23 protein-coding genes and 1 other RNA gene are annotated in these 23,744 nt (G+C 31.7%); 17 read left to right on the forward strand and 7 right to left on the reverse strand.

Going from position 1 to position 23,744, the window contains the following annotated elements:
* Nucleotides 1-50 precede the first annotated feature (50 nt).
* The 8 genes from WR164_RS04140 (at nt 51) to rplS (ending at nt 5,177) form a co-directional block, all read left to right on the forward strand.
* Nucleotides 51-1,190 (forward strand): ATP-binding protein, encoded by a 1,140-nt coding sequence (locus WR164_RS04140; RefSeq protein ID WP_286136287.1) that lies wholly within the window; start codon nt 51-53, stop codon nt 1,188-1,190.
* Nucleotides 1,191-1,200: 10 nt separating this feature from the next.
* On the forward strand, nt 1,201-2,448 hold the full coding sequence (locus WR164_RS04145; protein WP_286136288.1) for a VWA-like domain-containing protein: 1,248 nt from the start codon (nt 1,201-1,203) through the stop codon (nt 2,446-2,448).
* Complete coding sequence (locus tag WR164_RS04150; RefSeq protein ID WP_286136289.1) at nt 2,448-2,738, forward strand: hypothetical protein; 291 nt, start codon at nt 2,448-2,450, stop codon at nt 2,736-2,738. Before WR164_RS04145 ends, WR164_RS04150 begins: the two co-directional genes overlap by 1 nt.
* 92 nt (nt 2,739-2,830) lie before the next feature.
* Complete coding sequence (rpsP, locus tag WR164_RS04155; protein ID WP_286136291.1) at nt 2,831-3,106, forward strand: 30S ribosomal protein S16; 276 nt, start codon at nt 2,831-2,833, stop codon at nt 3,104-3,106.
* 13 nt (nt 3,107-3,119) lie between these two features.
* Nucleotides 3,120-3,365: a KH domain-containing protein gene (locus WR164_RS04160; RefSeq protein WP_286136292.1), complete on the forward strand. Its 246-nt coding sequence runs from the start codon at nt 3,120-3,122 to the stop codon at nt 3,363-3,365.
* A 63-nt stretch (nt 3,366-3,428) separates the two neighbouring features.
* Nucleotides 3,429-3,941, forward strand: coding sequence for a ribosome maturation factor RimM (gene rimM, locus WR164_RS04165; RefSeq protein ID WP_286136293.1), 513 nt, complete (start codon nt 3,429-3,431; stop codon nt 3,939-3,941).
* Entirely contained in the window at nt 3,942-4,694 is a 753-nt protein-coding gene (gene trmD / locus WR164_RS04170; RefSeq protein WP_286136294.1) for a tRNA (guanosine(37)-N1)-methyltransferase TrmD, read from the forward strand.
* 126 nt (nt 4,695-4,820) lie between these two features.
* Entirely contained in the window at nt 4,821-5,177 is a 357-nt protein-coding gene (gene rplS / locus WR164_RS04175; protein WP_286136295.1) for a 50S ribosomal protein L19, read from the forward strand.
* Between the two features lie 58 nt (nt 5,178-5,235).
* On the opposite strand, the gene WR164_RS04180 is transcribed toward rplS, so the two are convergent.
* The gene (locus WR164_RS04180; RefSeq protein WP_286136296.1) at nt 5,236-6,675 is read right to left on the reverse strand and encodes a C69 family dipeptidase; all 1,440 of its coding nucleotides are present in this window, start codon (nt 6,673-6,675) and stop codon (nt 5,236-5,238) included.
* Nucleotides 6,676-6,809: 134 nt separating this feature from the next.
* Here WR164_RS04180 and glpK point away from each other — a divergent pair, with 134 nt between their 5' ends.
* On the forward strand, nt 6,810-8,315 hold the full coding sequence (gene glpK, locus WR164_RS04185; protein ID WP_286136297.1) for a glycerol kinase GlpK: 1,506 nt from the start codon (nt 6,810-6,812) through the stop codon (nt 8,313-8,315).
* 23 nt (nt 8,316-8,338) lie between these two features.
* On the forward strand, nt 8,339-9,685 hold the full coding sequence (locus tag WR164_RS04190) for an RsmF rRNA methyltransferase first C-terminal domain-containing protein (RefSeq protein WP_286136298.1): 1,347 nt from the start codon (nt 8,339-8,341) through the stop codon (nt 9,683-9,685).
* A 60-nt stretch (nt 9,686-9,745) separates the two neighbouring features.
* Here the strand turns inward: WR164_RS04190 and fni are convergent, their stop codons facing one another.
* The 4 genes from fni to mvk are packed head-to-tail and all read right to left on the reverse strand — an operon-like array spanning nt 9,746 to nt 13,815.
* Entirely contained in the window at nt 9,746-10,783 is a 1,038-nt protein-coding gene (gene fni, locus WR164_RS04195) for a type 2 isopentenyl-diphosphate Delta-isomerase (protein ID WP_286136299.1), read from the reverse strand.
* Nucleotide 10,784: 1 nt separating this feature from the next.
* Nucleotides 10,785-11,864: a phosphomevalonate kinase gene (locus WR164_RS04200; protein ID WP_286136300.1), complete on the reverse strand. Its 1,080-nt coding sequence runs from the start codon at nt 11,862-11,864 to the stop codon at nt 10,785-10,787.
* Between the two features lie 4 nt (nt 11,865-11,868).
* Complete coding sequence (gene mvaD, locus WR164_RS04205; RefSeq protein ID WP_286136301.1) at nt 11,869-12,870, reverse strand: diphosphomevalonate decarboxylase; 1,002 nt, start codon at nt 12,868-12,870, stop codon at nt 11,869-11,871.
* A 12-nt stretch (nt 12,871-12,882) separates the two neighbouring features.
* Nucleotides 12,883-13,815, reverse strand: coding sequence for a mevalonate kinase (mvk, locus tag WR164_RS04210; RefSeq protein WP_286136302.1), 933 nt, complete (start codon nt 13,813-13,815; stop codon nt 12,883-12,885).
* A 119-nt stretch (nt 13,816-13,934) separates the two neighbouring features.
* Between mvk and WR164_RS04215 the strand changes: the two genes are divergently transcribed.
* Genes WR164_RS04215 through WR164_RS04225 form a run of 3 tightly spaced genes read left to right on the forward strand, consistent with a single transcriptional unit; the run spans nt 13,935 to nt 17,950 of the window.
* Nucleotides 13,935-16,610 (forward strand): exonuclease domain-containing protein, encoded by a 2,676-nt coding sequence (locus tag WR164_RS04215; RefSeq protein WP_286136303.1) that lies wholly within the window; start codon nt 13,935-13,937, stop codon nt 16,608-16,610.
* A gap of 53 nt (nt 16,611-16,663) precedes the next feature.
* Nucleotides 16,664-17,167: a cell wall elongation regulator TseB-like domain-containing protein gene (locus tag WR164_RS04220; RefSeq protein WP_286136304.1), complete on the forward strand. Its 504-nt coding sequence runs from the start codon at nt 16,664-16,666 to the stop codon at nt 17,165-17,167.
* Between the two features lie 36 nt (nt 17,168-17,203).
* A complete protein-coding gene (locus tag WR164_RS04225; protein ID WP_286136305.1) occupies nt 17,204-17,950 on the forward strand; it encodes a DnaD domain protein in 747 nt (248 codons plus the stop codon).
* Between the two features lie 52 nt (nt 17,951-18,002).
* Here WR164_RS04225 and WR164_RS04230 read toward each other — a convergent pair whose 3' ends face one another.
* Nucleotides 18,003-20,354, reverse strand: a complete 2,352-nt coding sequence (locus WR164_RS04230; protein WP_286136306.1) for a transglycosylase domain-containing protein — start codon at nt 20,352-20,354, stop codon at nt 18,003-18,005.
* A 17-nt stretch (nt 20,355-20,371) separates the two neighbouring features.
* Nucleotides 20,372-20,968, reverse strand: a complete 597-nt coding sequence (gene recU, locus WR164_RS04235; protein ID WP_286136307.1) for a Holliday junction resolvase RecU — start codon at nt 20,966-20,968, stop codon at nt 20,372-20,374.
* 116 nt (nt 20,969-21,084) lie between these two features.
* On the opposite strand from recU, the gene WR164_RS04240 reads away from it, so the two are divergent.
* The 4 genes from WR164_RS04240 (at nt 21,085) to WR164_RS04255 (ending at nt 23,724) form a co-directional block, all read left to right on the forward strand.
* Entirely contained in the window at nt 21,085-21,642 is a 558-nt protein-coding gene (locus WR164_RS04240) for an SLOG family protein (protein WP_286136308.1), read from the forward strand.
* A gap of 69 nt (nt 21,643-21,711) precedes the next feature.
* On the forward strand, nt 21,712-22,071 hold the full coding sequence (gene gpsB, locus WR164_RS04245; RefSeq protein WP_286136309.1) for a cell division regulator GpsB: 360 nt from the start codon (nt 21,712-21,714) through the stop codon (nt 22,069-22,071).
* Between the two features lie 21 nt (nt 22,072-22,092).
* Nucleotides 22,093-22,476: RNase P RNA component class B (gene rnpB / locus WR164_RS04250), an RNA gene on the forward strand.
* A gap of 105 nt (nt 22,477-22,581) precedes the next feature.
* Nucleotides 22,582-23,724, forward strand: coding sequence for a THUMP domain-containing class I SAM-dependent RNA methyltransferase (locus WR164_RS04255; RefSeq protein ID WP_286136310.1), 1,143 nt, complete (start codon nt 22,582-22,584; stop codon nt 23,722-23,724).
* The last annotated feature ends 20 nt before the right edge of the window (nt 23,725-23,744 follow it).

Here is a 23,744-nt window from a genome sequence, read left to right on the forward strand (position 1 = left end):
AAATTATTAAAATAATTTCATACCATTTTTGTTTTAAGGAGGTTGATTAAATGGCTTTATCTTATCGTGATATGTTAATGGCAGCTTCAATCGTAGTAAGAGCTGGGAATGTGCCTAATATTGTTGGTGAAGCAGGAATTGGTAAATCGGCTTTAGTAAGAGAATTAGCTCAAAAAAACCATGCCAAATTATTTACGACGGTTGTTAGCTTATCTGAAAAGGGTGATTTATCAATACCGGTTCCACCGTTAACTTCTGACTCATTTATAAAAACAGATCAATATGGCGAATTAGCAGATGTTCAATTTGGTTATTCCCACACATTAATCCAAATTATTCAGCATGCGCAAAAAGCTCCTAAACAACCTATTTATTGGTTCTTAGATGAATTTAATCGTGGAACCCAAGCCGTTCAAAGTGAATTAATGAATTTGGTCCTTCAAAGATCAATCAATAGTTTGAAATTACCCGATCAAGTTCATATTATTATTGCCGAAAATCCGGACTCAACAATGGCAGGATTTGAAAATTCAAATTACGGGGTTGCTGCAGGAGATGATGCAATTAAAGATCGAACGGTTAGATTAGTAATGCAATCTAGTTCTAACGATTGGATTAAATGGGCTGAATCAATTAATCCGCCTATTCATCATCAAGTTATTGAGTACATTAAAGCTCACCCTGAAATGCTTCATCCTGATATCGATGATCATGATTTAATTCCGACACCGAGAGCTTGGAAACGGGTATCAGATGATTTATATCAATTGGATCATTTAACCTTTAGTGAACGTCAACATGTGCAATTAGAAATATTAAAGGGCAATTTAGGGATTGAAACCGCAACTAATTTTGATCACTTTATTAATCATCATCAATTAAATTTATTAGCAGAAAATTTGATGAATGATTCATTTGAACATGTTTTAAATACCTTTAAAAGAATGGATGAAACCCAAAAATTTGATTTATTAATGAATTTGGTTCATTTAAATCCTAAAATTGATGAAAATTTTGGGCTGCGTTTTGCTAAATTATTGAAAAATTTAAGTCCCGATGGACAATATTCGTTGGTACTTCAATTATCTAATCAAACTTCGATATTAAATCAGGTTTATCAAAATATTGATCAAAATACAGAAAAGTTAAGACAATTATATGTATTATTTGAACAAATAAGTTTGAGTTAAGGAAAATAATATGAATTTTAATCAAAAAGTAGGCCAATTGAAATCTAACCATATCAATATTGATAATGTTTTAGGGTCAGCAATTGTGAGTTTATTAAAAAGTAATCAATTTTATGGAAATATTTTAGTTAGAATTAATCGAATAGAAGATGATAAATTAAAGCAGCCGTTAGGACTAACATGGCATCGTCACCAGATTTATCTTTTATATTCCGAATCAATGATATCCAAGATTGGCGACTCAGAAGCATTAATAACGATGTTAAAGCATGTTGCCTTACACATTATTTGGTTGCATCCAGCAATTTATTATAAAAATGATTTGGCTACCCAGATGGGAACTGATATATCGGTAAATCAATATTTAGATCAGGTTCCTCAACATGCTTTTACTTTGAAAAATGTAAATAGTTACTTTAACATAAAATTAAACAAAAACAAAAAAAGCAAATATTATATCAAAAATATAAGAAAAATAATCAAAAAAGAAACTAAAAAACCAAACAAAAATTCAAAAAAGCAAACCTTAGATGATCATAAACAATGGGGAAGGTCATCTGGATTAACCAAATCTGAAAAAGCTAATCAATTAAAAAAATTAATTAATAAATCTTGGAAAAATACAAATACAAAAAATCGTGGTAATATTCCTGGTGATGTCAAAAATCAATTAAAACGGATCAGTATTAGACATCCAATTGATTGGAAAAAATATATTCAAATTGGATTGGGGAATATTAGTTTTGATAAAATCGATTCCAGAGCACGTTTCAATCGAAGGCAAGCATGGCGAATGGATTTAATGGGTCAAATCAGTAATAATATGTATCCAGTTAATATTTTTGTTGATAATTCAGGATCAATGGGTGATTTAGAAATTAGTTATTTATTATCTGAAATGGAAGATTTTTTGAATCATTTTCCAACTCTAATTAGTTTGTATAGTTTTGATACGGAAATTCATAGATTAAAATCTAACAATAAGCATATTGATTTCAAGAGAATTGGTGGAGGTGGAACCCGTTTTCAATCAATATTTGATTACATTAACAATCATAAAAATGCATTTGGAAATTCACTAGTAATTATTTTGACTGATGGATATGGTGAACATGAACTTAAATATTACCATAATAATAATATTTTATGGATTTTAACATCTGATATAAAACATTTTTCTGTTAATCATCCTTGTGGAAAAATTATTACATTAATTCATAATCAAGATTTCAAAGACTTAGTTAGGGGTGACAATTAATGCTTTTAAAGCCAGAAATTATTAATAAAATTTTAAATAATGACAATAGTATTAAACGTGCCAGGGCAATTTTAAATAATCATTGGTCATCAATTTATAATCAAAATCCCTTAATGGTTAATAAAATGAATATTGATGATATTAAATTAGCAAAAACACTTCTAGCAAGTAATTTAATCCAATCCCAAATTAATTTTAAAAATTATAAATCAATTCATGAATTTATTATTAAAAATGATAAATTTATTGAAAATAGTGCTAAAGAATTTCTTTTAATGCCTTTTAATTAAAAATATATAGGTGTAAAGAAAAAAGTCTTTACATCTTAATGAATAACTGGTATATTTAATATCGTGATATAAATTATAGGAGGTGTAATTAGATGTCAGTTAAAATTCGTTTGAGAAGAATGGGTTCAAAGAGACGTCCATTTTACAGAATCGTAGTTGCTGATTCACGCAGCCCTCGTAATGGTCGTTTTATTGAAAAGGTTGGTTATTATAACCCACTTACTAAACCATCAACTGTTAAACTCCAAGATGAAGATATTTTTGATTGGTTAAAGAAGGGTGCTCAACCTTCAGATACAGTTAAAAACTTATTATCAAATGCTGGTATTATGAAGAAGTACCACGAAGAAAAGTACTCAAAGAAATAAGTGATCAACTGGTATGACTGATTTTGATAAACTTATTAAAACAATTGTAAAACCGCTTGTTAGATATCCTAATGATATTTCAATTACACATCATGAAACTGATCTTTTTTATGAATATCATTTAAAAACCAACCCTAACGATACTGGAAGAATTATTGGTAAGGGCGGTCATGTAGCACAGATAATCCGCACTATTATTTATAGTGTAAGAGTTTCTAGTGATAAACGTGTAAGATTAATTATTGATGATGACAAGTAAGCTCTTAAGCGATATATTCGTTTAAGAGTTTTTTAGTACCAAAATATAATAAGGAGAAATTAATTGAAATATTATACTATCGGTAAAATTATAAATACACATGGAATTAAAGGTGAGGTTAAAGTAGCCTCAATTACTGATTTTCCTGATCAAAGATTTAAAATTGGTAATGATGTTTATATTAATCACAATCATGTTGATAAGAAATTAACTATTGACGGGGTCAGAATGCACCAGCAGTTTATTTTACTTCATTTTAAAAATTATGATTCAATTAATGATGTTGAATTATTTAAACAAGATTCATTGAAAATATCTGAAGATCAATTATCTGATCAAGATTTAAAGCCTGGTGAATATTATTACCATCAAATTATTGGATTAAATGTAGTTGATAATGATAATCACCACATTGGAGTAATTAATGATATTATGAGTACTGGCGCAAATGATGTTTGGGTTGTTAAACGTAAAAACAAGCCAGAACTATTGCTTCCTAAAATTCCACAAGTTATTAAAAAAGTTGATTTAGATAATCACAAAGTAATTGTAGTATTAATGAAAGGAATGGACTAAGTGAAAATAGATATCTTAAGCCTTTTCCCCCATATGTTTGACCCTATGAAAGAATCAATTCTAGGAAAAGCCATTGAAAAAAATATTATTGATCTTAACATTGTTGACTTTAGAAAATATTCCGTTGATAAACATCACAATGTTGATGATTATATTTTTGGCGGTGGTGCAGGAATGCTTTTGCAACCTCAACCAATTTTAGATGCTTATCAAGAAATCCAAAACCAAAATGAACAATCAAACATCCCTAAAGGTAAAGTTATTCTTATGGATCCAGCTGGAAAAAAATTTAATCAACATTCGGCCGAAAAACTTTCTAAAGAGAAACACCTTACATTTATTTGTGGACACTATGAAGGATATGATGAACGGATTAAATCGATTGTGACTGATGAATATTCAATCGGAGATTTTATCCTAACTGGTGGTGAATTACCGGCAATGACAATGATTGATTCGATTTCTAGAATGATCCCAAGGGTTTTAGGAAATAAACATTCTGCACCATCTGATTCATTTTCAAGTGGTCTATTAGAAGCACCTGAATATACTAGGCCGGCAAATTTTAGAGGGATGAGAGTCCCACCAGTTCTTTTAAGTGGTGATCATAAAAAAATAAAGCTGTGGCGTCAAAAGGAAGCTTTAAGGAAGACATACTTGAGAAGACCTGATTTAATTCACAGGGATCAATTATCTGATACTCAAAAGAAATTATTTTTAGATGTTAGAATTGAAGAAGATCAAAATCGATAATCATATTTACAATTATCATTATGAATGATATACTAAATAGCGTTCATTTATATGAATAATAAAACGGTATTCCGCTGTTAAGACTAATTTAGGACACGAATGCTAGTTTGAAAGGAAGAGTATTTTATGAGACAAAGCAAATTGATTGAAAAAATTACCCAATCACAAATTAAGAAGGATATTCCTGATTTTAGACCAGGTGATACTGTTCAAGTTTCCGTCAAAGTTGTTGAAGGTAAGCGTGAACGTATCCAATTATTCACCGGTGTCGTTATCAAGCGTCATGGTTCTGGAATTAGTGCTACTTATACCGTTAGAAAAATGACTAACGGTGTTGGTGTAGAACGTGTATTTCCATTAAATTCACCACGAATTGCTAAGATTAATGTTCTTAGACATGGACGTGTTCGTCGTGCTAAGTTATATTACTTACGTGACCGTAGTGGTAAAGCTGCACGTATTAAGACATCTACCCGTAGATAATTTTTTAATATTAAAAAGCTCTGGATTAATAAATCCAGGGCTTTTTTATTTTAAATTTTTAAAGATTTAAATCTTGATGATAATTTAATGGCGACAAATTAGTTGAATCAGCAATTAATTGATAATTCAATTTTTTAAAAGCTGTGAACGCAATTTCCGCATTTTTTTGATTAAATTCATTAATTTTTTTAATTATTTGTTCCTGATTTAAATGATTGATTTGTTGGATTTTTTGATCAAATTTAAAAATTCGGTTTTGTAGCTTAATTCGCAATATTTGTTGAACATTTTCAACTTTAGGTAACATGAGTGAATAGTTAGAATCCAGTAGAACTCCGGTTAATTTATAAACCCAATATGCACTATCAGGATTATATTGTTTAGCGTCAGCCTTAGTTTGATAAATATTAGGGGTATTATTCATACTGGTAAAAAAAGGAACGTATATGCTTTCAGCAGCAACACCCATTGCTAACCATTGTATCCCTTTTAACTCATTAATTTTATTGGGTCTGATTTGTAAAACATGTGATTCCTGAGTTTTAGCTAAGCTAATGGGTCTAAATTTATGCTTTTGACTTGGTTTGCCATTCCCAACTGGATCATATTCAGTTCCTTGATAATGCGATGACAAGAAAGTTTTAGCGTCGTTAATGGATAACAATCGATCAGCCTTCCTAATCATTGGCATTTCTTGACTATTAGGTTGCTGCTTAACTTCAGGATTGAACATTTTTTGGCCATACCAAACTCGTGGGGTATTGTAATAGGTATCTGATAGGTTGTGGGTCCCAAAAATATTTCTAAAGTTAAATTGGTGATTAACATCATGGTTTAAGTGATATTTTTGAACAAATTTCTTAATATTTTTAGACCACATATAATGATTTTGATCAGAAAAATTAATTTCTTGAATGGCAATTTGATTGGCAACAACGGCATAACTATCGTCTGGGATTTTTACTGCAACCCAGTGGTGTCCAGATCCATTTTCCATGTACCAAACTTCATTTTCATCCGAGAATAAAATCCCATTATTCTCATCACTACCGTATTTTTCGATTAAAGATCCAAGACGTTTAACCCCGTCACGAGCTGTTTTAATATACGGTAAAACGACGGTTACCATTGCTTCTTCACCAATTCCATCTTTAACCAAGGGATCAGCACTTAAAACATCATCGTTAGCATAGTTGCTTTCAGTTGCGCTCATTGCAACATTAAATTCATTAATGCCATCTTCCTCAAAAAGTCCGTATTGTTTTGTCCACTCGGGCGTTGCTGAATAAGCAAATTGATGTTTAGGTAATGTTAATTGAAAATGATTATCATGTGATTTAAAAATTGGATTACTTTCATGGTCAATATGATTATGTTTAACAAAATATTTAGGCCAAGCAGATCTTGAATCTTCATTTCGGCCAATCATGGTTGAGCCATCAACCGTAGCATTTTTACCAATTAAAATACTAGTGCATGCTTGATAATTATTTAGCATTTGATTACTCCTTTATTTTATAATATGATTTATATTATATTTCATTTGATTTAAATTGGATAGTTATACACATTAATGTATACTTATAAGTATGAATTATATTTATTTTTAATAATTCGAATGGGGAAATAAGAATGAATAATCAACAATATATTATGGCAATCGATGAGGGAACAACGAGTACGCGTGCCATTATTTTCAATCACCAAGGTAAAATTGTGACAAAAGCGCAGAAGGAAATTCATCAATATTTTCCTCATCCCGGTTGGGTGGAACAGGATCCAAATGAAATTTGGAGTGCCGTTCAATCGAATATATCAGAAGCATTAATTAAATCAGAAATCCAACCGTATAAAATTCGTGGAATTGGAATTACTAACCAACGGGAAACCACCGTTGTGTGGAATAAAAACACCGGCCAACCAATTTACCATGCCATTGTTTGGCAATCCAAACAAACCAGTCAAATTGCTGATCAATTAAAACAACAGCAACAAACAAAAATGATTCATGACAAAACTGGTTTGGTAATTGATTCATATTTCTCGGCTACCAAAATAAAATGGATTTTAAAACACGTTGAAGGCGCTGAAAAAATGGCACAAAATGGTGATTTACTATTTGGCACCATCGATACATGGTTACTGTGGAAATTAACAGGTGGTAGGGTTCACGCAACTGACTATACAAATGCCAGTCGAACCATGTTATACAATATCCATACATTAAAATGGGATCAGGATATTTTAAATCTTTTACAAATCCCTAAATCAATGCTTCCTGAAGTTCATCCATCGTCTGAAATATATGGTTATACATCTGGATACACTTTCTTTGGTGTGGAAGTTCCCATTTCTGGCATTGCTGGTGATCAACAAGCAGCATTATTTGGGCAAATGGCTTTTGAACCTGGCATGGTTAAAAATACATATGGAACCGGTGCATTTATCGTTATGAACATTGGAACAAAACCTAAATTATCAGACCGTGGTCTACTAACGACAATTGCGTATGGTTTAAATGGTGAAATTTACTATGCATTGGAAGGAAGTATTTTTGTTGCTGGATCAGCAATTCAATGGTTAAGGGATGGCATGCGGATTCTAAATCATGCTTCCGAATCGGAGAAAATGGCTGAAAAAGCAAAAAAATATCATGGTGTCTACGTTGTTCCTGCTTTCACTGGGTTAGGGGCTCCATATTGGAATCAAGACACACGAGGTGCTGTTTTTGGATTAACTCGTGGAACTAGTCGGGAACAATTTGTTAAAGCAACTTTGGACTCATTGGCATACCAGACTAAGGATGTCGTTAACACAATGATTAATGATACCAATTTAAAATTAAAATCCTTAAAAGTTGATGGTGGTGCTGCTAACAATAACTACTTAATGCAATTTCAATCAGATATTTTGAACATTCCAATTGAGCGGTCAGCTATATCAGAAACAACGGCGCTAGGGGTTTCATATTTAGCTGGATTAGCAGTTGGGTATTGGGATGATATTGATGAAATCAAAAAAATTGCCCAAAAACGGGATAAATTTAAACCCCAAATGAATGAAGCAGACAGAAATAAGTATTATCGTGGTTGGCAAACAGCCATCAAAGCTGCACAAATGTTCCATTATAAAGATTAATTTTACTTTTAGGAGAATGATTATTGATATTACCTAAAGAATTTATTAATAAATATACAAAATTGCTTGGTAAAAAAAGCCAAGCTTTCTTCGACAGTTTTAATCAACCTAGTTATCATGGCTTTAGAATTAACCCATTGAAGGCACATCAACCGGTTGAAGAAAGTTTAAATCATCCCATTCAATATACCCATCAATTAGGCTATTTTGGTAAAGTGAATGGGAAGACCATCGATCACCAAAGTGGTGCCGTTTATAGTCAAGAACCTAGTGCAATGTATGTTGGAGAAGTCGCAAACCCTAAACCGGGTGAAAAAGTACTGGATTTATGTGCGGCTCCAGGTGGTAAAACCACCCACCTTGCTAGTTTTATGAAGAATAAAGGATTGCTTGTTACAAATGAAATTATTAAAAAACGGGCCAAAATATTATTAGAAAATGTTGAAAGATTTGGCATTCAAAATGCCATGATTTTAAATGAAACTCCGGATCGGCTTGCTAAATATTTTCCGAGATATTTTGATAAAATTTTAGTTGATGCCCCTTGCTCTGGAGAAGGGATGTTTAGAAAAAATCCTAATGCCACCAAGTACTGGAATCCTAATTATTCAGCTGAATGTGCTAAGCGGCAGAGAGAAATTTTAATTCAAGCTGTTAAAATGCTAAGGCCTGGTGGTGAATTGATTTACTCAACATGTACTTTTGCACCAGAAGAGGATGAACAAATTATTGCCTGGCTTCTCGATCAATTTTCGTTTGAATTAGAGCCAATTCATAAATATCATGGTATGGTTGACGCTAAGCCTGAATGGGCAAATCAAAATTCTCAAATTAAAAACGCAGTTAGATTATTTCCGTATCTAATTAAAGGCGAAGGCCATTTCATTGCTAAATTAAAATTAACCACTATTGGCAAATCTAAAAAAATTAAAAAACCACAACAAAGTAATTTAAATCAAGACCAACTAAAGCGTTGGCGTCAATTTCAAAAGCACCATTTTAATCATTTTGATCCTAAGCATTTGATAACTTTTGGTGATGAACTATATGCATACTATCCGAAAATTCCTAATTTAAAGGGATTAAAGGTGGTCCGTCCGGGACTCCATTTAGGAACATTTAAAAAACATCGTTTTAATCCCAGCTATGCTTTAGCTTTAGCAATTCATCCCGACCAATACAATCAATGTTTAAATATTAATAATGATCAATGGAAAAAATATGTTCACGGTGATATTTTTAAAATAAATGAAGATAAACCTAAGGGATGGTATTTATTAATTTGCAAACATCAGCCAATTGGTTTTGGTAAAATTGTGAATCATACCGTTAAAAATTTCTTCCCTAAGGGATTAAGATTTTCAATTTAAAATTAAACCCAAATAAAAAGGTTTCAACTAATTACATAGTTGAAACCTTTTTTGGTTGGGTTAGTATTTAATATGGCGCTGTTTAATATAATTAAGTAATTTTTCATCAAGTAATAATTTTTGCTGCTGTAAATCATAAATATTACGGCAACCTAGCATTGTCATAATAATTTTTAATCCAGCTTGCCATTGCTTTATGATTTTAATAATTTCATCATTTGAATTATGAATTAATAAATGTAGCATTTCACCAGCAATGCCGACCGCATTAGCACCTAAGCACAATGCTTTAGCAATATCCAATGGCGTTTGAATTCCACCTGAAGCGATGATTTCAGGATGTCTATGCACGGATTGAGCTTCTAATAATGATTGAACGGTCGTTTGGCCCCAATCATTTAAATAAAATAAATCTTGATCAGGGCGCCTAAAATTTTCAATTTTAGCAAAATTAGTTCCACCACGGCCACTAACATTGACAATTTTAATGCCGGCATCTAGAAGCTTTTGGATCGTTTCTTTCGCCATTCCATAGCCGACTTCTTTAATAATAATTGGTAAATTAAAATGATCATTAATGGCCTTAATTTGATCTAGCCAATAAAAGGAACGATCACCTTCAGGCATGATCAATTCCTGTGGGGCGTTAATGTGAATTTCAAGTGCATTTGCATTAATCATCTTAACAACTTTAATTGCATCATCTAAGGAATGTGAAGCACTCATATTAGCAATCACCACGCCATTTTTATCATAGTGGCGAATAATTGAAAATGTATCAATTAAAGATGAATCAGCTAGAGCAATGCTCTGAGATCCACATGCCATAGCAATACCGGTTGCATTAGCAATTTGTGCTAACCTAGCATTCAATTTTTTGGTTTGCTCACTTCCACCAGTCATTGCTTCAATGTAAAAAGGGCATTTTAATTTTAAATGACCAAGATAAGTTGAGTAGTCAATATCAGATAAATTAATTTCTGGTAGGCTTTGATGGATAAATTTAACCCGGTTAAAATCGGCATTTTTGGGGGTTGAATAAAATTTTTCAGCTAAGGAAACATGTTCATTTTTCCTTTGGGAATGTTTACTTGTCATATTAATCACTCTTTATAACATTATGAATATTGAAATTTAAACGCTTAATGTGATTCTTTTGCCATTCTTTTAATAGGGAAGTGGTCGATTTACTTTTATCAATAATGACAATTCCACAATCACCACCACCGGCACCTGATGATTTAGCTGCACCACCATGCTTGATCGCAATTTGGCAAAGTTTCTTTAATGAAGGTGTTTCAATATCAACGTGGGTAAAATGACCCAATGAATTTAACAAATTACGATTTTTAGAAATACCATTTTGAATAAGTTTTAAATCATTCAAATGAAATCCCTTAATAATCTGTTCAATACATTTTTTACTGCCTTCTAAAAATTCACTATATTCATGGTGCTGTTTAGCTTTTTCTAATGAAACTTTATCAACTAAATTAGAAGTTGAAGCGGGTGATCCCGTCCAACCAATTAATAATTTTAAATTTTTAGGTGGAGTCAGTTGTTCAATTTTTAATTGGGGCCATTTTTGATCAATTAATTGATTAATTGGCGTTTTATAACGCATAATTTTTAACCATTGACGATTAAAAGAATTATAAGCAATCCAGCCGCCATAAACACTAGCAGCAATATCACCTAATGAGCCATTTCCCTGAACTTCTAAATGGGCAATTGCTGCTAATTTAAATAATTTATTTTGGGTAATTGGAATTTTATAAAATTTACACAATGCATTAATAGTTGCAACTGTCACTGCTGCTGATGAACCTAAGCCGTATTTTCTTCCATCAGGACTATCCAATTGACTATTAATTTTTAAATGATAAATTCCTAAATTCTTATTTAAAGATCGTGCGTATTCTTCAGTAATTTTAATTGCTGATAAAATGTAATGAAAGGGGTTATCACGATTATCAAAAACCATTTGATTACCCTGTCTTCTCCAATAGATTGAATTTTCTTGATATTGTTTAGATATAATACTTCCATATTTTTTACCAGCCTTAATCTTAACGGTGATGAATTGGTTCAATGCAACAATGATCGAAGGCATCCCATATTCAACAACCGCATATTCACCAGCAATATACAATTTTCCAGGTGCTTGCACGGAAATCAAGAAATCATTTCCCTTCACTTTTAATTTTATGTAAGAATTTAACTCCCTCACCGGGACCTGAAACTACAATATTATCAGATTTAAGCGTCTTAGACAAGTTAGATTTAATAAATTGGCTATCTTTTTTTAGGCAAACAATAATAACATTAGGACCAGCATCCATTGTAAAGTAACAATTGATTCCATTATCCCTGAATGATTTAACTTTATTGATAACCTTAATCGTATCCGGTTTAAAATACATAAAATCAGGCCAAGCACTTAAAGTTAATGCATGCATTTTCATAGCATTTGACTCGGCAACTTGGCCTAATTGATTAAAATTATTTTTTGAGATAGCATTCTTAACTTTCTGCAAATCACTTGCCGTTGTTTTTTTCCATGCATCATAGTAGGGAGAAGTCTGAACTGATCTTTTCATTCCTTCGCGGCTACTGATTCTTTTATGTGAGCGGTTCAGAATCACCGTAATTAATCTAATATCCATGATGGGGTGTTCTTGAATTGAAACCGCATATGAATTTGAATCGTTCGTCCCTTTTTTCCATTCTACAAATCCACCATAAATAGAACGGGAAGCAGAACCTGAGCCTCTTCTCGCTAATCTAGATAGATCTTTAAAATTTAAATTTAAACCCGCTGCTTTACTTGAAGCGGCAGCCAATGCCGAGAAGGCGGAAGCAGAAGAAGCCATTCCTGCAGATGTTGGAACATGGTTAATTGATTCAACCTTAGCATAAAAGTTAATTCCTGCTCGTTTACGAACTAAATCCAAAAATTTGGTGATGCGAGTTGAATCATCAATTAATTGGTGGTTTAAGATTAGTTCATCATGAGTTAAAGATTGACTAAATTGGACAGAAGTGTCAGTATAAAAATTATCTAAGGTCATCGATAAACTATTATTTTCGGGAATAATTAATTTTTCATTTGCTTTTCCCCAATACTTAATTAAAGCAATGTTTGTATGAGCACGTGCAATTACCGGATAATGAGATATTGGCATCAAAAAATCCTCCTAATTAAAATTTTGAATCCATGTTTTAGTTGCACCAGCAAATTTTAAGGCCTGTGCAATATGCTTTGCATCCTTTTTAAATGCAATCATAATTACACAGCCGCCTAAACCACTTCCAGTCAGTTTAGCACCCAGTGCACCGGCTTTTTTTCCAGTTTGAATTAAATTATCAATTGCTTTGATACTAACTCCTAAAGTTGTCAATTGTTTTTGAGCATCATCCATATTATGACCAATGTTTTTAATACTGCCAGTTTGTAAATTTTGTTTTGCATCGATTGCAATTTGACCTAACTGATTAATTGCAGATTTGATCTGTGCATGATGGCTTGAATCAATTAAGCGTTTATGAACTAATGAAACTGCTTGATTGGTCTGACTTTGAATGCCCGTATAAGCAATAATTAGTGAACCATGGATATTAAACGGGACTTGTTGAACTGACTTACCTTTAATAAACCAAATCGGTGCTTCAGAGCTAGCTGCTGCTGCGTCCATTCCACTTGGATTTCCATGGGTAATTTTCTCTTCAATGTTACTTTCGCTAAGTAATAACGATCGATTTAATGGATAATTAAAATAATTATGTAAAGCTTTAGTAACAGCAATTGATGATGCTGCAGATGAGCCCATCCCACATTCTGATGGAATATTACTTTTAATTTGAAGGTCAAAATTAGCGTTAGATTGATTAAATTTTTTTAAAAGGTTATAAACCAATGCTTTTATTCCTAATAAATTTTTAGGAGCATCAGATAAATTACCATTGTAGTAACGACTATGAATAGTTTGACCATTTTGGATTGGGGTAATTTTAGCTTCCATTTTTAAACTAAATAGGGGTAAAACAATGGATGGCTTCTTGTAAACAGCGCTGTGTTCACCAATTAAAATAATTTTAGCGTGACTTGTTCCAGTAGAATAATTTGTCAATTTGACATTCGCTCACTTTCTAGACATTATTCCATGTTATCATATTATTATATTATTAGTATAATTTGTTTAGGGTAATTATACTAACATTGAATGAAAGAATTAGGTGAAAATTAATGATGAATAAAGTATTTGCAGTGGTTGATTTAGAAACAACCGGAACAAATGTAAATGATGGTGCTAAAATCATTCAATTTAGCTGTTCATTTGTTCAGAACAATCGAGTAATTAATAATTTTAATACTTACATCAATCCTAAAGAAGAAATTCCAGAGCGGATTACAAAATTAACGGGAATCAGTAGAAAACAAACTGATCATGCACCGACATTTAAACAGATTGCTGATAAAATCAAGCGATTATTATCCAATACGATTTTTGTCGCCCATAATGTTAATTTTGATTTTCCATTTTTAAATCAAGAATTAATTCAAAATGGTTTCAGTTCTTTAAAAATTCAAGCAATTGACACAGTTACTTTAAGTCAAATTTTATTACCAACAATGCCAAGTTATCGTTTACGTGATGTGAGCGGATATTTTAACATTGTTCATAAACATCCACATTCTTCAGATAGTGATGCCTATGCAACTGCTAAATTATTAATTGTTCTTATTAACCGGGCATTCAGGCTTCCGTTAATGATTATTAATCAAATTATAAAGCTCAAGCCGAATCTTCCACAGGATACAATGCAAGTATTTAAATGGGCACAGTCAGATCATCAATCAGATCAAACTCCCAATTTTTTATTTCGGTGTCATCACTTAATTCTCAGGAAAATCAATATTCATCATGATCAAAATAATAATCAAATTAATTTAAAAGAAAAACAGCATTTCAATCATAATGCAGAATTAAAACGAATCATCGGTAAAATTCATCGACATTATCATCATGGGATGATGGTTGAAATTCCAGAATATTTCCAAAGATTACTGGCAATTTCATATTCAATGTCTAAGATTGTCAGTAACGAACATAAACAAACATTATTTATTTTATCAAATCAAAATGATATTAATCAATTTATAAATCAGTTAATTCCCTATTTAAATAGTATTCTTTCATTTCCAATCCATGGTTCTAATTTTAAATCTGATGAACATTATATTAACCTATTAAAATTTTCAAATAGTTTATCAATGCCAAATCATACTAAATTAGACCCGCTAATTAAAGCTAAGATTTTAGTTTGGTTAACGATTACTAAAACAGGGGATCTTGATGAATTAGGAATTAACAATAGTCAGTATTTAAATGATATCAGGAGTTATCCAGATTCATTTTTAGAACACCAGAATCAGGTTAAAAATCCATTTGCTAAATTTGATTTTATTAAATTAAGGAATCGCAGGGTTAAGCAGGACCAATTTATCATTATTGATCAATGCACATTTACCAATCGTCATTTTAAATCTATTTTCCCAATAAAATTAAAAAAATTATATTTAGTTTACGATCAGGCCCAAATGTTACCTAAAGTATTCAAAAAGGCTAACCAATTAACGATTAATTTTCCAATGATTCCAATTATTATTCATCGAATCAAAAGCAATTTTAATCGGACCCATTATCAAAATTTAAAGAACGTTTTTCACCATGACCTTCATGCCTACCAAATCATTATTAAATCAGATTTGTTATTAGATCAAATTGAAATGAAGCAAAATTTATTACTCAATCGATTTAATAAATTTATCATCAAACGGGCTCAACTACATTCAATGATGGATGATTATGAAGTTAATATTCAAATCAATCAACGTTCTCAATTAATTTTAATTAATAATATATTAGTATCAATTGTTAAAAATACTAACCGTATCAAAATTTTATCACATAAATTAAATAATATTTTCATTAACCAACATTTTCATTCTAGTGATGATCAATTTTTATTAGATCAGTATCAAATGAACTTGAGAAAATTATTTCAATCCATTACCACAATGAAACCATTTATTAAAATGAATCGACAAGTCATTAATCAAAATGATTCACTTCAATCCGTTGCATTTAAAATTGAAATTAATCGTTCTTTAAATCCAAGTAGTATTAAAATTTGTTATCATAAAAATCTGCATTATTCATTAACCATCGATGATCTTATCCTTAAATTCCGCAGCGTTATATTCTCTGGATCATCATTATTTTTATTAAAACATGGTCAAATCATTAAAAATGCACTCAAGGTAAATCCCAAGTTAACCATCCCAATTCGTTCTCATGACCATCCACCGTACTCTAAACAAATGCGGATTTTTGTTGAAAATCATCCCATTGATAATCAAATTGACCGTGTCAGCTCAAAAATGAATCAGGTCATCAATGCAAATCCAAATTTAACTTTTATTCATGTTAATGATTTAGAAACAATTGAACCTATTTATGAATCGCTTGCCGCTCAAAACAATCGAACAATTTTAGCAGAAGGAATTAGCGGATCAAAGCAAAAGATTTTAAAAATGATCAAAAGTTTTCCAAATGCAATTGTTATTGGAAGTATGAAATTATTTCAAAATTTAAAGTGGCACCATAACAAATTAAAATCGTTATTAGTTATTAATAACGATTTAAATCAATCAGCTAGAAATGTTTTTAATTGGAAACAGCTTATTGTTAAATTTATGTTATTAGCACAGAATAAAGGGACGGTAACATTAATTGGTTTAAACGACCAAAACGTTAAGCTACTAATCAATTCATTGCCCAGTTCAATAATTACTAAGTATGAGCCGCTAAACCAAATTCAAAATGACATCAAAATGTTTTTAATCAATAATTATATATAATAATTATGTTATGATAATGATTAATTATTATTATTAAAGAGGCAATCAATAATATGGAAAGAGAAATTTTACGCAAAAAACATAATCGCTTTATTTTAAATATGATTCTTTTAATCGTTTTAGTTATTTTAATTGGTGTTTTTATCATCTTTCACCAATCTCAGTCACCATTTAGACAAATCAGAGGGGAAGCATCTGGAATCGCTAAAAGGGATGCTGGCGTCCAAAAAGTTGATAATTTTTATATTTCAAATTTAAATCAAACATATTATACCGTTGGTGGAACAAATGAAAAGAACCAACATTTATTAGTTGTTATTGCTAAAAATGGTGGTAAAGTTACCGTTTTAAATCAAAAGGATGGGTTAAGCATTGATCAGGTTAAAAATATTATTACCAAGCGTGATCATCCCCAAAAATTCTTTAATATTTCACCAGCAATTTATAATAATCAACCGGTTTGGTCAGTTGGATATTTAAATCAAAATAAACAACTTTGTTATTGCAAGGTTCAATTTAAGAATGGTAAAATTCTCCAATTAATTAACAACGTTTAAAATTATTTATTAGAATCACAAGAAAGGAGAAATTTGATGGATTCATTTGCCAAAGTAATTTTAGCAAGTGGCCAAACTAACATTTCTAACTACTTGTTGGCTAATTTTACTAAATTGGGTATGACTACGGATGAATTTATGGTGTATTTACAGGTTAAAAGGAATGAAGATCGAGGAATTGAATTTCCTTTAATATCTAAAATTACCCACTCAACCGGGTTTTCAAAACAAAAGGCGTATCAATTACTCCATGAATTAATTCATAAAAAATTAATGACAATTAATACCGTTAAGACTAAAAGCGGCGGTTCATATGATCAATATGATTTCACTTTAATGTATGAAAAATTAAGTGCTTTAAGTAAACAATCACCTAAGCAAAATATCGAAACAAATCAAACTGTTGATCAAACTCAAATTGATGAACAAGCAGATGATTTAACGGTTAATCAACGTCAAAATGTTTTTAGACAAATTGAGCAGGAATTTGGCCGAAATTTATCACCAATGGAGCTTGAGACTATCAGTGATTGGATTGATCAAGACAAATATCAACCACAAATGATATCGTTAGCTTTAAAAGAGGCCGTTTTAAATCAGGTTTATAATTTAAAATATATGGATAAAATTCTATTTAATTGGCGAAAGCGTAACGTTAGGACACCAGAAGATGTAGAACATCTACGCCAACAACGGGATGAACATTCATATGTTAAACATTCAATCAAAAATAAGCCTAAAATTCCAATTTTTAAAATTCAAGGAAATCAACATAAAGAATAAAAAAGAGTACTGAATTTTCAGTACTCTTTTAATTTATATTAAATTAATAATATTAACTCTGGTTGTTTGAACTAGACGAACTACTTGATGATTGGTTTGAGCTGCTACTTAATTGGGATGAAGAAGACTGTGATGGCTGTGATGATGAGCTATTATCATTAGAACTACCACTAGAACCTGAACCACTTGATGAGTGGTCAATGTCACTAGAAGTGCTTCCTGAACTATTATTAGTATCATTATCACTATCTTTATCACTCTTAGCACTACTTGATTCTGAATTAGTATTGGTACTGCTACTTGATGAAGAACTTTCACTGCTACTATCAGAGCCATTTAATGATAGATTATATTTCTTATTACTTGTTAAATCACCATTATGGGTAACATCGCCTGAAATATTCGAATGACCCTCAATATAATATTCTGGATGACCGTTCTTATTAATTTCACCAACATCACTTGGTTTAGTCCAATCTTCATTCGGTTGTCCTACAGATGCATACTCCATTTCATACTTATATAGTTCCTGAGCAATATTGGTTTGTTCAGCAGTAACATCGTGTCCAGCCTGGAACGGATGATCATAGCCGGTCCAAATTGACATGGCCATATTTTTGGTATAACCAGTAAACCACGAATCCATTGAAGCGTATCCAGCAAATTTATCTAAATAGTTATTTGGATATTGCGTCGTTCCAGTTTTACCGGCTTCATTTAATCCAGAAACTTTGGCAGCTGTTCCTGATCCATTAGATGAATTCATAACGCCTTTCATCATATCAGTCAGCATAAACGCTGTTGCTCTAGACATGGCTCGTTTACCATTACTAGAATAATTATGAACTTTATTATCAGAAGTCACAACTTTATTAACTAAGTACGGTTTATAATAAGTCCCACCATTGGCAAATGCAGCGTAAGCAGCTGCTTCTTGTTCAGATGAAATGTAAGCACCAATTCCGTTTTGGATTTCCAATTGTTTATTAAATCTTAATCCTAGACGACTTAGAAAATCAGTTGCTCGTGGAATTCCAACGTTAACAGCAGTTCTAATTGCAGGAATATTTCTAGATTCCACAATTGCTTTTCTCATGGTAATAATACCTTCATAACGGTTATCAAAATCATGTAATGAAATATCAGTCCCGGGATAAGTATAAGGAGTATCATAAACCGGTTGGTAAGTTGGGTACTTCAAATATTGAATTGCTGGGCCATAATCCATTAGTGGTTTCATAGTTGAACCATTGGAACGGTCAGTTTGAACAGCTCGATTAGTACCAAATGGAACTTTAACTTTACGTCCACCAAGCATTGCAGTTACTTTTCCGTTATGGGCATTCACCATGGTTGCACCAACCTGAAATTTATTATTAGGAAAGCTGATATCATGTCCATTAGCTAATTTATAAAGATGTTTTTGATTATTAAGATTTAAATTAGTATATACTTTAGCACCGGAATGGGTGTTATATCCTTTTTCATTTAATTCTTGAATAACCTGCTTCAAATAACCATCAATGTATTTTTCATTAACTGAAAATGTATCGGTATTATGATGACTCTTTGCTAAATTAGCCTTAATGTTAGTATTAGCAGCTTGATTTGCTTCCTGTTGTGAAATTTGCTTGTTTTGAACCATTGCTGATAAAACTTGGTTTCTCCGTTCCTGAGCGTACTTAGGGTAAACATATGGATTATAAAGTGTTGGTGATTGTGGCATCCCAGCTAAAGTAGCTGTTTCAGCAAGATTTAGCTTACTTAATGGTTTGCCGTAATAATATTCAGCAGCAGTTTGCATCCCATAAATATTATTCCCCATGTATACTTTATTAATATAAAATTCTAAGATCTTTTGCTTAGAATATTGATGATCAATCTTAAGTGCTAACCAAGCTTCTTGAGCTTTACGCTTAATCGTTCGATCGGAAGCAGCGGTTGAGAAAACGGATAATTTTACTAACTGCTGAGTTAGGGTACTTCCACCTTGGATATTTGATGAATGGAAGACATCTGAAAATGCCGCTTCAACAATTCTGGCTGGATCGACTCCTTGATCAGTATAAAAGTGACGATCTTCAATTGAAACCACCGCTGATTTTAATTGACGAGGTGTTTGCTTAGAAGAAACATAATCACGGTTTTGGGCACCTAACCTAGAAATAATTTTACCTCGATTATCATAAATTTTGGTTGAATTATCACTAGTTAGTGAATTGTAATCAATTTTAGGTGCACTTGAAGCATAATAAATAAAAAGTCCAGTTCCTAAAACTAAAAGAACTAGTAAAACTGTAATAACGGATAAAGTTATTTTTTTAAAAAGATGACGTTTAGGCTTTGGCGCTTGCAATCTTCGTTTTGCTCCTGACCTAAATGATCGATTTTCATTATTATCCATGAAATAGAACCTCTCCTTTATGATTGGATAATTTGATTAACTGCATTAATATATGGAATTAGTGGTTGAAAATGATAGTGAATTTGATATCCTAATTTTTCAACTATTGGTTTTGGAATTGATTTCCGACCACCATGATTCTGTTGATCCCAGAAATAAAATAAATCAGAAGCTTTAAAAACAAAAATTTCATTTGTTTTTACGAACTTAATTAGTGCAAAACAGATTCCACCTTGCCGAACACATTGTCGCATATGTTCAACTTGATGTTTATGAAAATTACGAAGTGGAAAGGCAGTTAAGCTTTTGGTTTCTTTTGCATCAAAATCGATATAATAACCCTTATAAACACCGTTATAATCTGTTGTTGATGCATGATCAAAATAGGCTTCTTTAATCACTGCGGCACTTCTTTTAGGGTAGTTAACTTTCACAATTCGAATTGGCGTTGGTTTCTTATGGACAACCGCAATTTGATTTTCTAAATAATATTGATTACTCTTATTAACTTCATCTTCTAAACTCATCCCACGTTTCCCATAGATAATGGGCCTAGAAATTTTAGATTTTAAATGTGGCTGATAATGGTTACCATTCGGATATTTAATTGTCATTCAAAGACATCCTTTAAATTAAAACTGTTAATATTTCCATTCCATTAATTATTAACATTATACCAATTGAGTTCGTTATTTGAAAATTAAAATTAGTTTTGATTGGAGATGGTTGCTTGAAAAGATTGTGGATTACGGGATACCGGAGTTACGAATTAGGAATTTTTAATGATAAAGATCCTAAATTAAAAGTTATTAATCAAGTCATTAAGCAAAATTTAATTCAAGCAATTGAGAGTGGAGTTGATTGGATTATCACAGGGCCACAGCTAGGCATTGAACAATTAAGTGTTCAACAAGCGGTTAAGCTAAAACAAAAATATCCAAATGAATTTAAAGTTGCCGTCATGTCACCGTTTAAAAATGTTCAAAAACGCTGGAATCAGAATAATAAATTAAAACTATCAAAAATAATCCAAAATGCTGATTTTGCAGATTCTGTAAGCCATAAAGAATATAATTCGCCAAGCCAATTAATTAATTATCAACGATTTATGCTATCTCATACAGATGAAGCAATTATGATCTACGATCCAGACCATGAGGGTAAAAGTAAGTATGATTATCATCGTATTAAAACGTATTCTGAGCAACGTGATTACCCATTTAAAATCATTGATTTTGATGATTTACAGGAAGCTGCAAATGAATATGAAGAAAATTTAAAAAAATGATTTTACATTATAGATAATTCTGCTATAATAAATAATGTTATTCGTGACGTTAATGTGAGGTGTAACTAAATGGATAAAATTAAATTTACGCCTAAAGATATATTGCAGAAGCATTTTGAACATAAAGTGCGTGGATATAATTCTTCAGAAGTCGATAAATTTTTAGATGGTATTATTGAAGATTATGAAACCTTTAATAAACAAATCCAGCAATTACAAAATGAAAATGATCGTTTAAAGAATCAAATTAATGATTTAAAAACAAATGGTACACAGGTATCATCTCATTCATCTGCATCACAAAATTATAATAATGTTAATAATACAAATGTTAATGTTGATATTCTAAAAAGATTATCTAATTTAGAACGCAGAGTTTTTGGATCACAATTAGGTGATAATAATCCTAATAGTTCACATCGTTTATAATTATTGATATTAAATTGTATAGGTTCTGAGTAATCGCGGCTAGCTCAAGTTAGCTGAGGAAAGTCCACTCTCGCACAAGCTGAGATGCTTGTAGTGTTCGCGCTTGGTGAAAAAATAAGCCAAGGGGTTATATTTAATAACCATGGCGGAAGAAAAAGCTAAGGTTCTACTATGCTTAAGTATTCATGAAAGTGCCACAGTGACGAATGATAGAAGAAATTCTATTGATGGAACGCGGTAAACCCCACGAGCGGGAAACCCAAATTAATGGTAGGGGAGCTTCACACACGGAAATTCAACCAAGTGTGGGGGAATTATAATTAATTTTATAGTTCAGATAGATGATTACTGCTTTATTAAAGTGCCCCTGACATCTTAATAAAGTACGGAACATGGCTTATAGGAATCTATACATTCAGGAAAGAGTGGGAGTTTTCTCTCACTCTTTTTATTTTGCAATTGAATTGAATCGGATATAATATAAATTAACAATCCTTTTAGGAGGCATTTATGAGAGAATTTAAATTAATGGCTACATGTGCAGCTGGAATTGAAGCACTGGTTGGAAATGAATTGCGTGATTTAGGTTATCAAGTCAAAGTTGAAAATGGACGGGTACGATTTCATGGCACGATTAAAGATATTATCAAATGTAATTTATGGTTAAGGACTGCCGACCGTATTAAAATTATCATTAGCGAATTTAACGCAACTACCTTTGATCAATTATTTAACCAAATCACATCAATCAAATGGGATCAATGGTTACCGATGGATGCAGCTTTTCCAATGGAAGGTAAATCACACCAATCAAAATTGCACAGTGTTCCAGATGTCCAAGCAATCGCTAAAAAAGCAGTTGTTAAAGAACTAAGCGATGTTTATCATCGTAGGACCAGATTACCTGAAACTGGTAACTTATATCCATTAGAAATTGATTTGTATAAAAATCGTGCGATGCTAACTATGGACACAACTGGACCTAGTTTATTTAAACGGGGTTATCGAGTTGCCAAGGGACCTGCACCAATCAAGGAAAACATGGCGGCTGCACTAGTTGAATTAACTAATTGGAACGCTTCCAAACCATTTATCGATCCCATGTGTGGTTCAGGAACTATTCCAATTGAAGCTGCATTGATGGGTAGAAATATTGCTCCAGGTTTGAAACGTTCATTTACTTTTGAAAATTGGGATTTTGTTGATGATAAATTAGTTCAATCAACAAAGGAAGAAGCAGCAGCTAAAATTAAGAATGACATTCATTTAAATATTTTTGCTTCCGATATTAATCAAAATATGATTGATATTGCAAAGGTCAACGCCGAACAGGCGAATGTCTTACATGATATTACCTTTAAACAGGTTGCTGTAAATGATTTAAACGATATTCATGGAGATAATGGTGTGGTTGTATCTAATCCGCCATACGGTCAAAGATTAGAAGATCAAAGGGCAACTCATAAACTATACCAACAATTAGGAAAAGTGTTCCGGCCATTACATAGTTGGTCTAAATACTTTATTACAAGTGATTTAAATTTTGAAAAATACTATGCTCAAAAAGCAACTAAAAGAAGGAAACTATATAATGGATCTCTTAGAACTGATTATTTCCAATTCTGGGGACATCCGATTAAAAATAATAAATAAAGATTTAAGAAAGCTAGGTT

It is taken from the genome of Philodulcilactobacillus myokonensis (assembly GCF_027923585.1).
Classification (GTDB): Bacteria; Bacillota; Bacilli; order Lactobacillales; family Lactobacillaceae; genus Philodulcilactobacillus; species Philodulcilactobacillus myokonensis.

What these genes read in the sequence shown, in the direction of transcription:
- WR164_RS04140 (WP_286136287.1), top strand. Translation starts at nt 51, where the DNA reads ATGGCTTTATCTTATCGTGATATGTTAATGGCAGCTTCAATCGTAGTA.
- WR164_RS04145 (WP_286136288.1), top strand. Translation starts at nt 1,201, where the DNA reads ATGAATTTTAATCAAAAAGTAGGCCAATTGAAATCTAACCATATCAAT.
- WR164_RS04150 (WP_286136289.1), top strand. Translation starts at nt 2,448, where the DNA reads ATGCTTTTAAAGCCAGAAATTATTAATAAAATTTTAAATAATGACAAT.
- rpsP (WP_286136291.1), top strand. Translation starts at nt 2,831, where the DNA reads ATGTCAGTTAAAATTCGTTTGAGAAGAATGGGTTCAAAGAGACGTCCA.
- WR164_RS04160 (WP_286136292.1), top strand. Translation starts at nt 3,120, where the DNA reads ATGACTGATTTTGATAAACTTATTAAAACAATTGTAAAACCGCTTGTT.
- rplS (WP_286136295.1), top strand. Translation starts at nt 4,821, where the DNA reads ATGAGACAAAGCAAATTGATTGAAAAAATTACCCAATCACAAATTAAG.
- WR164_RS04180 (WP_286136296.1), bottom strand. Translation starts at nt 6,675, where the DNA reads ATGCTAAATAATTATCAAGCATGCACTAGTATTTTAATTGGTAAAAAT.
- glpK (WP_286136297.1), top strand. Translation starts at nt 6,810, where the DNA reads ATGAATAATCAACAATATATTATGGCAATCGATGAGGGAACAACGAGT.
- fni (WP_286136299.1), bottom strand. Translation starts at nt 10,783, where the DNA reads ATGACAAGTAAACATTCCCAAAGGAAAAATGAACATGTTTCCTTAGCT.
- mvaD (WP_286136301.1), bottom strand. Translation starts at nt 12,870, where the DNA reads ATGCCAATATCTCATTATCCGGTAATTGCACGTGCTCATACAAACATT.
- WR164_RS04215 (WP_286136303.1), top strand. Translation starts at nt 13,935, where the DNA reads ATGAATAAAGTATTTGCAGTGGTTGATTTAGAAACAACCGGAACAAAT.
- WR164_RS04220 (WP_286136304.1), top strand. Translation starts at nt 16,664, where the DNA reads ATGGAAAGAGAAATTTTACGCAAAAAACATAATCGCTTTATTTTAAAT.
- WR164_RS04225 (WP_286136305.1), top strand. Translation starts at nt 17,204, where the DNA reads ATGGATTCATTTGCCAAAGTAATTTTAGCAAGTGGCCAAACTAACATT.
- WR164_RS04230 (WP_286136306.1), bottom strand. Translation starts at nt 20,354, where the DNA reads ATGGATAATAATGAAAATCGATCATTTAGGTCAGGAGCAAAACGAAGA.
- recU (WP_286136307.1), bottom strand. Translation starts at nt 20,968, where the DNA reads ATGACAATTAAATATCCGAATGGTAACCATTATCAGCCACATTTAAAA.
- gpsB (WP_286136309.1), top strand. Translation starts at nt 21,712, where the DNA reads ATGGATAAAATTAAATTTACGCCTAAAGATATATTGCAGAAGCATTTT.
- WR164_RS04255 (WP_286136310.1), top strand. Translation starts at nt 22,582, where the DNA reads ATGAGAGAATTTAAATTAATGGCTACATGTGCAGCTGGAATTGAAGCA.